Origin of the sequence: Buttiauxella noackiae ATCC 51607 (genome assembly GCF_001654865.1) — a bacterium.
GTDB classification, from domain to species: domain Bacteria; phylum Pseudomonadota; class Gammaproteobacteria; order Enterobacterales; family Enterobacteriaceae; genus Buttiauxella; species Buttiauxella noackiae.
Window position 1 is genome coordinate 127,008 of record NZ_LXEO01000025.1, and the last position, 14,182, is coordinate 141,189.

Below are 14,182 nucleotides of genomic sequence, written 5' to 3' on the forward strand. Positions count from 1 at the left end.
TATTTTTCCCGCGCCGCAGGAGCTTTCATGGAATTTACCGCCGGGCTTATCCCCCTTGAAACCGCAATGGAACAGATGTTGTCACGCATTGTTCCTGTCACTGAATCTGAGTCTATCCCTTTGCTAAAGGCTTGCGGGCGCATTACCTCGCACGCTGTCACATCTCCAATTGATGTTCCGGGGTTTGATAACTCAGCGATGGACGGTTACGCGGTGCGCCTGAAAGATATCGCGCTGGGCACAGCGTTGCCTGTCGCGGGGAAAGCTTTTGCCGGAATGCCTTTTACTGGCGAGTGGCCTGAAGGTACCTGCATCCGTATTATGACCGGCGCACCGGTCCCGCCGGGAACTGACGCGGTTGTGATGCAAGAAGAAACCACAGTCACCGAAAGCGGCGTGCGCTTTAATGAAGATGTAAGAAACGGACAAAACGTCCGTCTGTGTGGTGAAGATATTCGCCAGGGCGCCAGTGTATTACCGGCAGGCAAAAAGCTGACAGCTGCCGAGTTACCGCTCATTGCCTCTCTGGGTATTGCTGATGTTGCTGTGCTGCGCAAAGTTCGCGCCGCTGTATTCTCAACTGGCGACGAGCTCCAACTGCCAGGCACGCCACTTGGTGAAGGCCAAATCTACGATACCAACCGTCTTGCGGTGCATATCATGCTCGAACAGTTGGGCTGTGACGTTATCGACTTAGGGATTATTCGTGATGACCCAGAAGCCCTGCGCGCCGCATTTATCGAAGCAGACAGCCAGGCCGATGTGGTTATCAGCAGCGGTGGTGTTTCAGTCGGTGAAGCGGATTACACCAGGCAATTGCTTGAAGAGTTAGGTGAAGTTGGCTTCTGGAAACTGGCGATTAAACCGGGCAAACCTTTTGCATTTGGTCGCCTGAAAAACAGCTGGTTCTGCGGCCTGCCGGGTAACCCGGTTTCTGCGGCACTCACTTTCTATCAACTCGTGCAGCCGCTATTAGCCAAATTAAGTGGTCAGCAAGGAAATGCCCTGCCGCCACGCCAGCGTGCTCGCACCGTTGGGCGTTTGAAAAAATCACCGGGCCGCCTCGATTTCCAGCGCGGCATCATGCGCACAGGTGAAGATGGGCAATTAGAAGTGCTGAGTACCGGCCACCAGGGTTCGCATATTTTTAGCTCATTCAGCCAGGCCAACTGCTTTATCGTGCTGGAACGTGAACGTGGGAATGTTGACGCAGGCGATTGGGTTGAGGTTGAACCGTTCAACCACCTGTTCGGAGGCTAAGGATGAGCGCTGAATTAAGCGATCAGGAAATGCTGCGCTATAACCGCCAGATTATTCTGCGCGGTTTTGATTTTGACGGGCAGGAAGCGTTGAAAGCCGCGCATGTTCTGATTGTTGGGCTTGGCGGGCTTGGTTGTGCTGCCGCCCCATATCTTGCCGCGGCGGGAGTCGGGCACCTGACATTGCTGGATTTTGACACTGTCGCGCTGTCCAATTTGCAGCGCCAGACTCTGCATCATGATGCCACAATCGGGCAGCCAAAAGTGGATTCCGCACGCGATGCGCTGGCGGCAATTAATCCGCATATTCAATTAGAAACGGTCAACGCGCTGTTAGACGAAGCGCAACTGCTGGAGCTGATTGCCCGCCACGATCTTGTGATGGACTGTACCGATAATGTGGCGATCCGCAATCAGCTCAATCAGTGTTGCTTTACGCTGAAGAAACCACTGGTCAGTGGCGCGGCCATTCGTATGGAAGGGCAAATCAGCGTATTCACTCATCAGGATGGCGAGCCGTGCTATCGCTGCCTGAGCCGCTTGTTTGGTGAAAACGCGCTGACCTGTGTGGAAGCAGGCGTAATGGCTCCGCTGGTGGGCGTGATTGGTTCGTTACAGGCGATGGAAGCCATTAAACTGCTGGCGAATTACGGTACGCCAGCAGCCGGAAAAATCGTGATGTACGACGCGATGACCTGCCAGTTCCGCGAGATGAAACTGCCGCGTAATCCTCAGTGTGAGGTGTGTGGAACTCACTCATCATAAAGTCCCACGCTACTGACCGCCGTATGGCTCTTGTTTGGGCGAATACGGCGCACTGACTCTCGCACCACCAGCATGCCATTGAGCAGTAAATTACCGACCGGTGCATCCGGGCGGATTAAACGCTGCTGAAGTATATGCACAGCCTCTTCGCCAAGCTGGTCACGCGGGACATGAACCGAGGTCAGCGGCACATCATGAATAGCAGCCAGATTAAAACCGTCGATACTCATCACCGAAATATCGTGCGGTACGCGTAATCCCGCATTTTGAAGTGCGCTTACTGCCCCTGCGGCCATAAAATCACCACCGACTAACAAGGCGGTTGGCAGCTGATGGCGAGGCGTCTTTTCCAGAAACTCACTGATTAATCTTTCACTCTCTTTAGCACTGAAATTCTGCGCCGTAATCAAATGCTGCGTGTCATCAAATCGCAGATTGTTAGCATCCCAGGCATCACGAATCCCGGCCAGACGTAACTCCATTGTGTAGCGACGCAGGCAGAGCAAATTGAGCACCGCTTTATGTCCTTGCTCAAATAAGTAGCTTGCCGCATAGTCGCCAATCAGTTGGTGATCGGGTGCAACGCCAGGAAGCCGCATTTTGCGATCGCGGCAGTTGATTAACACACAGGGCTTACCCAGATCGAACGCCAGATCGTGGATGTGTGGATCATCAATACCTAATAAGATCGCCGCTTCCGTCTCCGCTTCATTCATTTTGCTTAGAAACATATTGGCGTCGCTGTCGTTTTCTTCCAGAGCGCAATAACGCAGCCTAACTTCATGCGGTGCCAGCGCCTTACTCACCCCCTGTGTAACGCGATAATAAAAGACATCAGACCGCTCATCGAACGCACGCTGCGGGGCAAAAACAACCAAACTGTTAAGTAACATGCGCCCCGCAGCCATTCCTGCAAGTACACCTTTTTGCCCAGCGCAGTTCAGTACTTGCAGGCGGGCTTGTTCGCTGGTGTTCGATTTCCCAGCCAGAACGCGTGAAACGGTGCTGATTGAAAGCCCGGTTTCGGCAGCAATTTCGGCGATTTTTAGCTTTTTACTCATTTTGTGATCTGCGCCCATTTCGCTCATGAAAAAATTTTCACGATAAAGTGTATGGCTTAATCGCAGGCATTTTCGTTAACGAACGCACGAATTCTTCTTTCATATGAAAATTTTTGCATGAAAGTCGCTATTGAGCGTTTTATAACTGTTTTACGCTCTCTCCATTGCCGCAACTGCACCTGCCTCTTCGCGGCAAGAAGCAAATAAAATAATTATTAATCAAATGGATACAAGTTTACGCAATCAAGGGATTGTTCACTTTTTCGATAGACACTGCTTCTACGTGGAGAACGACAATGAGTCATGGCATCAACCCAGGAGTCACCGCCGTTAAGGCCAAACGTACTATCCGTAACCTGCGCTGGTGGGTTTTGGTACTGTTCTTGTTAGGCGTTACCGTTAACTACATTACCCGTAACTCACTGGGTATTTTGGCCCCTGAGCTAAAAACCAGTCTTGGCATTACCACCGAGCAATATTCATGGATTGTCGCGGCATTCCAGCTTGCCTATACCCTATTCCAGCCAATTTGTGGGTGGTTGATTGACGTCATCGGTCTGAAACTCGGCTTCCTGATTTGCGCGAGTATATGGGCTATCGTCTGCGTGATGCACGCGGGTGCTGGCAGCTGGATGCATCTGGCTATTTTGCGCTTCTTTATGGGGGGTGCGGAAGCCGCAGCAACACCGGCTAATGCCAAAACTATTGGCGAATGGTTCCCGAAAAAAGAGCGTCCGATCGCCGCGGGTTGGGCGGGCGTTGGGTTCTCTATTGGTGCCATGCTGGCACCGCCAATTGTCTATTTTGCTCATGCCTCATTCGGCTGGCAGGGCGCGTTTATGTTTACCGGCGTGCTGGCGATGTTATGGGTTATTTTGTGGTGGTTGTTCTACCACAATCCTGAACAACACCCGAATCTGAGCAAAGATGAACTGGCATTCATTAAGCAGGATAACGAACCCGCCGCGGTGAAATTACCTTTCCTGACTGCACTGAAAACAGTTGGCAAAAACAAACGTTTCTACGGTATTGCGATTCCGGCATTTATGGCTGAACCCGCCTGGGCGGTACTGAGTTTCTGGGTTCCACTGTATCTGGCAAACGAACGCGGTATGGACCTCAAGCAAATTGCCATGTTTGCGTGGCTGCCATTCCTCGCAGCCGACCTCGGTAGTGTGGCAAGTGGTTATCTCACCAGGCTTTATACCCGCTGGTTTGGTTGCTCCCGCACAAACTCCATCGTGGCAAGTTCGGTTACCGGTGCGTTCCTGATGATTTCTCTGGCACTGGTTGCCATCACTAAAGATCCGTACGTCACCATCGCCCTGATTTCTATCGGCGGCTTCGGGCACCAGATAATCTCCTGCATGTTGAGTGCACTCGTGGTGGACTCCTTTGATAAAGGCCAGATGGCCACAGTCAACGGTATGCGTGGTTCTGCCGCCTGGATTGCCAGCTTCTTGTTCTCACTACTGATCGGTGTTACCGCCGACAAGATTGGCTACAACCCTCTCTTTATCGCCATGGGTTTCTTTGACCTGATTGGCGCTGTATTCCTGGTTTCTTTTATTGCTGAACGCCGCACCAAGCGTGCCTGAAACGGATTGTGAATGATGAAAATTTTGAAGACCTGGACACTATTGATGTCTGATGCCAACCATGTGGAACTGAGCGTGGATGGGAAGCACCGCCTGAACCTTTTTGTGTTGGAACAAGGCATGTTCCGCGTGCTGATTAAACGCGAAAACAAACTGGCGCTTAACCGTACGTGGAGTATCGCACCAGAAAATGATGTGCCATGGGAAGGGCGTAACCGCGAAAGTCTGGAAGGTTTTGCATTGCCGGGTTTCACTATAGAAGAACTCGGCGATACGCTGCGCATCAGCACCGATAAACTGCGTGTGACCGTTCACCAACCATTGTGGCTGGAGTGGGAATATCAGAACGAAGCCGCCGAATGGCAATTCCTGGCAAGTGACCGCCCAACGAGCGCTTATTTGCTCAACGCACATGGTGATGGTGTGGCGCATTATCAACGTCGTTATAAAGAAGAGCAGTATTACGGTTTAGGTGAAAAAGCGGGTCCACTTCAACGTACCGGTAAGCGTTATGAAATGCGCAACCTGGACGCAATGGGCTATAACGCAGAATCAACAGACCCATTGTACAAACATATTCCATTTACTATCACGCGCCGTCCGGATGTGAGCTTCGGGATGTTTTACGACAACCTGAGTAACTGCTGGTTGGATCTGGGTAATGAGATTGACAACTATCACCTGCCCTATCGCCGCTGGCAGGCTGAATCTGGTGATGTGGATTACTACATCTTCCTCGGCCCGCAAGTGCTGGATGTCACCAAAGCGTTTGTGCGACTGACGGGTAAAACGCTGTTTGGCCCGAAATGGAGCCTCGGTTACAGCGGCTCTACCATGCATTACACCGATGCACCTGATGCGCAAAACCAGCTGATGAGCTTTATCAAACTGTGCAACGAACATGCAATTCCATGCGATTCGTTCCAGTTATCATCGGGTTATACCTCGATTAACAACAAGCGTTACGTGTTCAACTGGAACTACGACAAGGTTCCACAGCCGAAAGTGATGAGCCAGTCGTTCCACGACGCAGGCATTAAGCTTGCGGCGAACATTAAACCTTGCCTGTTGCAGGATCACCCGCGTTATCAGGAAGTGGTTGAGCAAGGTCTGTTTATTAAAGATTCCGAGCAGGATAGTCCCGAAAAATCAGTCTTCTGGGATGATGAAGGTTCGCACCTTGATTTCACCAATCCGGCAACGGTGAAATGGTGGCAGAACGGCGTCACCACACAGTTGTTGGAAATGGGTATCGATTCTACCTGGAATGATAATAACGAATACGAAGTGTGGGATGGCGAAGCACGCTGCCATGGTTTTGGCGAAGAGATCGCTATAAAAAATATCCGCCCCGTGATGCCACTACTGATGATGCGCGCCTCTTTGGAAGCACAGCAGAAGTTTGCCCCAGAAAAACGCCCGTATCTGATTTCCCGTTCCGGTTGCGCCGGGATGCAGCGTTACGTGCAAACCTGGAGCGGCGATAACCGCACTAACTGGAATACGCTGCGCTATAACACCCGCATGGGCGTGGGCATGAGCCTGTCTGGACTGTATAACGTGGGACACGATGTCGGCGGTTTTTCCGGTGACAAACCAGAAGCCGAGCTGTTTGTGCGTTGGGTTCAAAACGGCGTGATGCACCCGCGTTTCACTATTCACTCATGGAATGACGATCAAACCGTCAACGAACCGTGGATGTACCAGTCTGTGACTCCGGCCATTCGCAGTGCCATCGAAACACGTTATCGCCTGTTGCCATATTTCTACACCCTGCTGTGGCAGGCCCATGCAGACGACGAGCCGATGCTTCGCCCGACGTTCCTCGATCACGAGCACGATGCGAAAACCTTCGAAGAGTGTGACGACTTTATGCTGGGTCGCGATTTGCTGGTGGCAAGCGTGGTGGAAGAAGGTCAACGTGAGCGCGAAGTCTGGTTGCCTGAAAATGGCGCGGGATGGTACGACTACTATACCGGTCAGTGGTATAGCGGCGGGCAGACTATTGTGGTTGATGCTCCGCTCGAACGCTTGCCGTTGCTGGTTCGCGCTGGTGCTGCATTACCCCATTCAGCACGCATCACGCATGTGAAAGCGAGCGAGGACAATGTACGCGAGCTGAAAGTGTATCCGCTGCAAGGCACCGGTGTTTCTCACGGTAGCCTGTTTGAAGATGACGGCGAGTCATGGGGTTATCAGCAAGGCAATGCGCTGTGGCTGAACTGGGAAATTCGCTGTACGGCAGAGGAAATCCGCGTGGAGTTCACCCGCAAAGGTGATTACTTCCCAGCATGGAAAGAGTTGGCGTTGACGTTGCCGACAGGTGAGAAGCGTCGCCTGGTCGTTAACGGGAAAGTGCAGGATAGCTGGGCGCTGTAGATAACAGGTGGTGGATGGCGCTTCGCTTATCCACCCTACGCTGCTCTGTAGGTCGGATAAGCGAAGCGCCATCCGACATCTCTACCACCAAAAAAAACCGCCGAATCCGGCGGTTATTTCTTTTAACCATCAATCCCTTTACTACGCAGGTAATCTTCGTAGCCACCGGTAAAGTCAATCAAGCGCTCTGGCGTAATCTCAATCACGCGGGTTGCCAGCGAGCTAACAAATTCACGGTCATGAGAAACGAAGATCAGCGTACCTGGGTACATTTCCAGCGCCATGTTCAGCGATTCAATGGATTCCATATCCAGGTGGTTGGTCGGTTCATCCATGACCAGAACGTTAGGACGTTCCATCATTAATTTACCAAACAGCATGCGGCCTTTCTCACCACCGGACAGCACCTTCGCAGGCTTTTTGATATCGTCCTGGCTGAACAGCAAACGGCCAAGGATGCTGCGCACCGCTTGCTCGTCGTCACCTTCTTGCATCCACTGGCTCATCCAGTCGAACACCGTCAGGTCATTTTCAAATTCGTATTCGTGATCCTGTGCGTAATAGCCGATTTGCACATTCTCAGACCACTTCACAGTACCTGCATCTGGAGTCAGTTCAGCAACCAGCGTTTTAAGCAACGTGGATTTACCCACGCCGTTGGTACCCAGAATGGCGAGTTTCTCACCCACTTCCAGCAGCATGTTAACGCCTTTGAACAGCGGGCCATTATCAAAGCCTTTCGCCAGACCTTCAACTTCAAGCGCATTACGGAACAGTTTCTTGTCCTGCTCGAAGCGAATGAACGGGTTCTGACGGCTGGATGCTTTAACTTCGTCCAGTTTGATTTTATCAATCTGGCGAGCACGAGAAGTCGCCTGGCGAGATTTAGACGCGTTGGCGCTAAAGCGGCTAACGAAGGATTGCAGATCAGCAATCTGCGCTTTTTTCTTCGCGTTATCAGACAACAGACGTTCACGTACTTGTGTTGCTGCTGTCATGTATTCATCGTAGTTGCCTGGATAAACACGCAGTTCGCCATAGTCCAGATCCGCCATGTGAGTACAAACCATGTTCAGAAAGTGACGATCGTGCGAAATGATGATCATGGTGCTGTTACGTTCGTTGAGCACGGTTTCCAGCCAACGAATGGTGTCGATGTCCAGGTTGTTCGTCGGTTCATCAAGCAGCAGGATTTCTGGGTTTGAGAACAGTGCCTGCGCCAGCAACACGCGCAGTTTCCAGCCAGGAGCCACTTCGCTCATCGGGCCGTAATGTTGTTCTACAGGAATGCCTACGCCTAACAGCAGTTCACCTGCGCGAGCTTCAGCGGTGTAACCGTCCATCTCGCCGTAAAGGACTTCCAGGTCAGCTACTTTGTAGCCGTCTTCTTCGCTCATCTCTGGTAACGCGTAAATGCGGTCGCGCTCTTCTTTTACTTCCCAGAGTTCAGCATGGCCCATGATAACCGTGTCGAGAACGGTGAATTTTTCAAAGGCAAATTGATCCTGACGCAACTTACCGAGGCGTTCGTTCGGATCAAGTGAAACGTTACCCAGCGTTGGCTCTAAATCGCCACCGAGGATCTTCATAAAGGTAGACTTGCCGCTACCGTTAGCGCCGATCAAGCCGTAACGGTTGCCGCCGCCAAATTTGACAGAAATATTTTCAAACAACGGCTTACTGCCGAACTGCATTGTGACGTTACTGGAAACTAGCACAGAGATGTCCTGGTAATAGAAAGTTTGTAATATGTGAAATCGAGCACATTATGCCATAACTCAACGTGCAGATCGCTCTGCTTGTGCGCTGGCGATAAAATAATCAATGTGCAAAAAAGTGTGATTTAATCCACATCTGATTTCCCAGGCTGAGGGAATGCACATATAATGCGCGCTCAATTCGCTCCGTTTCTTCACTAACTAGCCTGCATGGCCATAAATACATTGCATAACATGAATATGAAACTACGCACAATTTTACTGGCATTTGTGGCTGTTGTGGCTTTTAGCAAAACAGCTTCTGCCGTGACCTATCCTCTGCCAACCGATGGCAGCCGTCTGATTGGTCAAAACCAGGTTGTCACCATTCCTGAAGGTAGCACCGCACCGCTGGAAGAATATGCAGCGCGTTACCAAATGGGCCTTTCCAACATGTTGGAAGCAAACCCAGGCGTTGACCCGTATTTGCCAAAACCAGGCACTATCCTGAACATTCCTCAGCAGCTCATCCTGCCGGATACCGTTCATGAAGGCATTGTTATCAACAGTGCTGAAATGCGCCTCTACTATTACCCGGCGGGTACTAACACGGTAATCGTGTTGCCAATCGGTATCGGCCAGTTGGGTAAAGACACCCCACTGAACTGGACGACCAAAGTAGAACGTAAGAAAGCAGGCCCGACCTGGACCCCGACTGCGAAAATGCATGCGGAATACATCGCTGCAGGTACTCCATTACCCGCCGTTGTTCCAGCTGGCCCAGACAACCCAATGGGTCTGTATGCACTGTACATTGGCCGCCTGTATGCAATTCACGGTACCAACGCTAACTTTGGTATCGGCCTGCGTGTAAGCCACGGTTGTGTGCGTCTGCGTAATGAAGACATCAAGTTCCTGTTCGAGAAAGTGCCGGTCGGTACTCGTGTTCAGTTCATCAATGAACCAGTGAAAGCAACTGTTGAGCCAGATGGTTCGCGTTACATTGAAGTACACAACCCGCTGTCTACGACTGAAGAGCAGTTCAACTCGACTGAAATCGTGCCAATCACGCTGAAAAGCAATGTGACCGCGATTACTGCTCAGCCTGATGTTGATAGCGCCGTGGTTGACCAGGCTATTTTGGGCCGTTCCGGTATGCCGGTTCGCCTGAACTAATCCATTGCTTGAGCAAAAAAGCGACCTGCGGGTCGCTTTTTTTATGCCTGCAAAACATGATGCTGTAAGAATGCCCAAAACATTCTGGAAAGTTCCTTTGAGGAATATTTGGTATGCTCATAATTCATGATGTGATCGGTAGCACATTTTAAGCTTTAATTGTATGATGAATGCGTTTCTTAAAGGGTAATCACCATGCGTAACTTGCTCACCGTAATTTGGCACTACCTGCGATCTTTTATTTTAATTTACATATGCTTATATGCTGGCATCGCCATCTCTTCACTGCTACCAATCACCATCCCCGGCAGCATTATCGGCATGTTAATCCTGTTTATTTTGCTGTCTCTGCAAATCATGCCAGCGAAGTGGGTTAAGCCAGGTTGCCATCTGCTGATTCGTTATATGGCGCTTCTCTTTGTACCGATTGGCGTGGGCGTTATGCAGTATGTCGATGTGATCAAGCAGCAATTTGGCCCGGTGGTGGTTTCCTGTTTTATCAGTACCTTAGTGGTGTTAGTCATCGTGAGCTGGAGCTCTCATCTGGTGCACGGCGAACGTAAAGTTGTGGGTGAAAGTGAGGGTAAAACAAAATGATGCATCATATCTGGTGGTCTTTACCTTTAACGGTGGTGACTTTCTTTCTCGCCCGCCAAATCGGAATGCGTTATAAGTCACCGCTGCTGAACCCGCTACTGGTTTCGATGATTGTTATCATCCCTATTCTGGTGTTTACCAGCACACCTTATGATCACTATTTTGCCGGCAGTAAAGTACTGAACGATTTGCTGCAACCGGCTGTAGTGGCCCTCGCGTTCCCACTGTATGAACAGCTTCACCAGATTCGTGCACGTTGGAAATCCATTATCACCATCTGTTTTATTGGCAGCATGGTGGCGATGATTACCGGTACATCCATTGCATTATTAATGGGTGCCACACCGCAAATAGCAGCGTCAATATTACCTAAGTCTGTTACAACACCGATTGCCATGGCTGTGGGTGGCAGTATTGGCGGCATCCCGGCAATTAGCGCCGTATGCGTGATTTTCGTGGGGATTCTGGGCGCAGTATTCGGTCATAGCATTTTGAATCTGATGGGTATTAAAACCAAATCGTCTCGCGGTTTATCGATGGGGGCTGCCTCCCACGCGCTGGGTACCGCACGATGTGCTGAGATGGATTTTCAGGAAGGTGCTTTTAGCTCACTGGCACTGGTAATTTGCGGCATCATCACTTCCCTGGTTGCTCCGTTCTTATTCCCGGTGATTTTGGCTGTGTTTGGTTAAAACTTGCGAGAGATCGCGCAATTTTGTTCTTTATTTCATATGTTGCATTTGTAATTAGATAAAGATCACATATAAAGCCCATACAGACCCGTAAACTGCGGTTCAATTACTTGTTATGAGGCTACTACTTATGCGCTCACGTTTTCAGGCTGCTCTCGCACAGCTCCCGGCTTCTTTGCAAGCCGCTTTGCAACCCTTGATAGCTGATTCTCACTTCCCGGCAATGTTTAGTGCAACGGAAGTCGATTCACTGAAAGCCCAGACTGGCCTTGATGACGATGCACTGGCATTCGCTTTGCTGCCACTTGCTGCCGCTTGTGCTCGTGCTGATTTATCTCAGTTCTATGTTGGTGCAGTGGCGCGTGGCGTAAGCGGTAATCTCTATTTTGGCGGCAATATGGAGTTTCTTGGCTCCACCATGCAGCAGACCGTTCATGCCGAGCAAAGCGCGATTACTCACGCGTGGATGCGCGATGAAAAAGCCCTTGCAGCAATTACCGTTAACTACACGCCATGTGGGCACTGCCGCCAGTTTATGAATGAACTGAACAGCGGCGTGGCATTGCGCATTAACCTTCCAGGTCGTAAGCCTGCAACCCTCGGCGACTATTTGCCAGATGCCTTTGGTCCTCGCGATTTAGAAATCAAAACATTACTGCTTGACGCAATGGATCATGGCTTTGCACTGCACGGTGACCAGCTAAGTCAGGCGGCTATTGCAGCAGCAAACCGCAGCCATGCGCCATACAGTAATGCGCCTTCTGGTGTTGCACTGGAAATGCGCGACGGAACGATTTTCAAAGGAAGTTATGCTGAAAACGCAGCATTCAACCCTTCCCTGCCGCCACTGCAAGCTGCATTGAATCTGCTTAGCCTCTCAGGCTATGACTACAATGAAATTCAGCGAGCGATCCTTGCAGAAAAAGCCGATGCGCCATTGACGCAGTGGGATGCCACTGCCGCAACCCTGAAAGCGTTGGGCTGCCTGAATATCGACCGTGCACTTCTAAGCTAGAAACCACAGAACGGGCGTAAATGCGCCCGTTCTGGCGAATTTTAATTCAACCAACTCCACGAATCTTGCTCTTAACCACCAGGTAAAGTAGCCTTGAATAAAATTTCATCCCTTTATTGAGCTGCAAGCCCATGTTGAAGCGCTTGTTTTATAGCCTGTTGGTCATCATCGGCTTGGCTGTGATAGCTGCGCTATGTCTTGACCGCTGGATAAGCTGGAAAACAGCGCCTTACGTCTACGACGAACTTCAGGATTTACCGTACCGCCAGGTCGGTGTGGTGCTGGGAACTGCCAAGTATTACCGCACTGGCGTGATTAATCAGTACTATCAATTCCGTATTCAGGGTGCTTTAAATGCTTATAACAGCGGCAAAGTGAACTATCTGCTATTAAGCGGAGATAACGCCCTGCAGAGTTACAACGAACCGATGACCATGCGTAAAGATCTGATTGCCGGTGGCGTTGATCCTGCCGATATCGTGCTGGACTACGCAGGTTTTCGTACTCTGGATTCAATCGTTCGTACCCGAAAAGTGTTTGATACTAATGATTTTATTATTATCACCCAGCGTTTCCATTGCGAACGCGCACTGTTTATCGCCCTGCATATGGGGATTCAGGCGCAGTGTTATGCAGTGCCATCACCGAAAAATATGATGACTGTACGTATCAGAGAGTTTGGTGCGCGTTTAGGTGCACTGGCAGATTTGTATATCTTCAAGCGGGAGCCACGTTTCCTTGGGCCGCTAGTCCCCATTCCTGCAATGCACGAAGTTCCTGAAGATGCACAAGCTTACCCGGCGGTAACACCAGAACAGTTACTGGAATTGCAGAAGAAAGATAAGAAGTAGAGGCAAGCCAAAACGCATAAAAAAACCCGCACATATCTTCCTGTGCGGGTCTTGGTAAAACAATGAATATTACTTCTTACGCGCGTACTTCAGGGAATCCAGAGCTACTGCGAAGATAATAATCGCGCCTTTGATAATATACTGCCAGTAAGGGTTTACGCCGATATACGTCAGGCCGTAGTTGATTACCGTAAAGATGATGACACCGGTAACCACGCCGACAACCGTACCCACACCGCCGCTGAACGACACGCCACCAACTACGCACGCCGCAATCGCATCGAGTTCATACATAAAGCCGAGGTTGTTGGTTGCAGAACCGATACGACCTGCTTCTAACATCCCACCGAAGGCGTAGAACACACCTGACAACGCATAAATCATGATCAGGTTCAGTGCAACGTTAACGCCTGAAACTTTAGCCGCTTCCGGGTTACCACCGATAGCGAAGATGTTCTTACCGAAGCGAGTTTTGTTCCACAGTACCCAGACGAACATCACAGCAAATAACGCATAGAAGGTTATGTAGGAAAGCCGGAAACTACCTAATGCAATAAAGCCCTGGGTAAACGTCGAGAACTGCGATTCAAAACCAGAAACCGGCGATGCTCCGACAAAGTCGTAATAAAGGGAGTTAATGCCATAAACGATAATCATGGTACCCAAAGTGGTGATAAACGGCGTCACGTTCAGGTAGGCGATGATAATTCCGTTCACCAGGCCAATGACCGCACCGATAGAGCACACGATCAGCAGTACCATCGGGATAGGCAGGCTGTGCATGTCAGGGAAAACTTTATTAACGTTATCCATTGATTGCAGCAGTGTAGCCGCGATTACTGCCGCAAGCCCCACCTGACGACCAGCAGAAAGGTCAGTACCCTGGGTCACAATCAGCCCAGCTACACCCAGTGCAATAATAATACGCACGGAGGATTGGGTCAGAATATTACTTAAGTTGAGTAAACTTAAAAACGTCGGATCCTGGAAAATAATAATTGCCAGCAGCACCAGCAAAACGACATAAATGCCGCCTTCTTTCAGATAAGTTAGAAAACTTTTCTTATTTAACGCACTCATTTTCAATAGCCC

General features: G+C 50.3%; 12 protein-coding genes. 9 read left to right on the plus strand and 3 right to left on the minus strand.

Annotated elements, in window-relative coordinates:
* The first annotated feature begins 27 nt into the window (after positions 1 to 27).
* Positions 28 to 1,260, plus strand: coding sequence for a molybdopterin molybdotransferase MoeA (moeA, locus tag M979_RS10425; protein WP_064554891.1), 1,233 nt, complete (start codon positions 28 to 30; stop codon positions 1,258 to 1,260).
* A gap of 2 nt (positions 1,261 to 1,262) precedes the next feature.
* Positions 1,263 to 2,024, plus strand: coding sequence for a molybdopterin-synthase adenylyltransferase MoeB (gene moeB / locus M979_RS10430; RefSeq protein WP_064554892.1), 762 nt, complete (start codon positions 1,263 to 1,265; stop codon positions 2,022 to 2,024).
* On the opposite strand, the gene M979_RS10435 is transcribed toward moeB, so the two are convergent.
* On the minus strand, positions 2,012 to 3,085 hold the full coding sequence (locus M979_RS10435) for a LacI family DNA-binding transcriptional regulator (protein WP_064554928.1): 1,074 nt from the start codon (positions 3,083 to 3,085) through the stop codon (positions 2,012 to 2,014). The two genes, moeB and M979_RS10435, sit on opposite strands and share 13 nt — an antisense overlap.
* Before the next feature lie 296 nt (positions 3,086 to 3,381).
* Here M979_RS10435 and M979_RS10440 point away from each other — a divergent pair, with 296 nt between their 5' ends.
* Together M979_RS10440 and M979_RS10445 are read left to right on the plus strand one after the other, a co-directional pair.
* A complete protein-coding gene (locus M979_RS10440; protein ID WP_064554893.1) occupies positions 3,382 to 4,683 on the plus strand; it encodes an MFS transporter in 1,302 nt (433 codons plus the stop codon).
* A 15-nt stretch (positions 4,684 to 4,698) separates the two neighbouring features.
* Positions 4,699 to 7,062: a glycoside hydrolase family 31 protein gene (locus M979_RS10445; RefSeq protein WP_034460066.1), complete on the plus strand. Its 2,364-nt coding sequence runs from the start codon at positions 4,699 to 4,701 to the stop codon at positions 7,060 to 7,062.
* 122 nt (positions 7,063 to 7,184) lie between these two features.
* On the opposite strand, the gene M979_RS10450 is transcribed toward M979_RS10445, so the two are convergent.
* Positions 7,185 to 8,780 carry an ABC-F family ATPase gene (locus M979_RS10450; RefSeq protein WP_034458634.1) on the minus strand — a complete coding sequence of 532 codons (1,596 nt, stop codon included), beginning with the start codon at positions 8,778 to 8,780 and terminating at the stop codon, positions 7,185 to 7,187.
* Positions 8,781 to 9,014: 234 nt separating this feature from the next.
* Here M979_RS10450 and ldtB point away from each other — a divergent pair, with 234 nt between their 5' ends.
* From ldtB to sanA, 5 genes are all read left to right on the plus strand, one after another.
* Positions 9,015 to 9,935 carry a L,D-transpeptidase gene (gene ldtB / locus M979_RS10455; protein ID WP_034458635.1) on the plus strand — a complete coding sequence of 307 codons (921 nt, stop codon included), beginning with the start codon at positions 9,015 to 9,017 and terminating at the stop codon, positions 9,933 to 9,935.
* 195 nt (positions 9,936 to 10,130) lie between these two features.
* Positions 10,131 to 10,532 (plus strand): CidA/LrgA family protein, encoded by a 402-nt coding sequence (locus M979_RS10460; protein ID WP_034458636.1) that lies wholly within the window; start codon positions 10,131 to 10,133, stop codon positions 10,530 to 10,532.
* Positions 10,529 to 11,224, plus strand: a complete 696-nt coding sequence (locus M979_RS10465; RefSeq protein WP_064554894.1) for a CidB/LrgB family autolysis modulator — start codon at positions 10,529 to 10,531, stop codon at positions 11,222 to 11,224. Before M979_RS10460 ends, M979_RS10465 begins: the two co-directional genes overlap by 4 nt.
* Before the next feature lie 130 nt (positions 11,225 to 11,354).
* Positions 11,355 to 12,239, plus strand: coding sequence for a cytidine deaminase (cdd, locus tag M979_RS10470; protein WP_064554895.1), 885 nt, complete (start codon positions 11,355 to 11,357; stop codon positions 12,237 to 12,239).
* 131 nt (positions 12,240 to 12,370) lie between these two features.
* Entirely contained in the window at positions 12,371 to 13,090 is a 720-nt protein-coding gene (sanA, locus tag M979_RS10475) for an outer membrane permeability protein SanA (protein WP_034458641.1), read from the plus strand.
* Between the two features lie 69 nt (positions 13,091 to 13,159).
* Here the strand turns inward: sanA and mglC are convergent, their stop codons facing one another.
* On the minus strand, positions 13,160 to 14,170 hold the full coding sequence (gene mglC / locus M979_RS10480; protein ID WP_064554896.1) for a galactose/methyl galactoside ABC transporter permease MglC: 1,011 nt from the start codon (positions 14,168 to 14,170) through the stop codon (positions 13,160 to 13,162).
* Between the last annotated feature and the right edge of the window lie 12 nt (positions 14,171 to 14,182).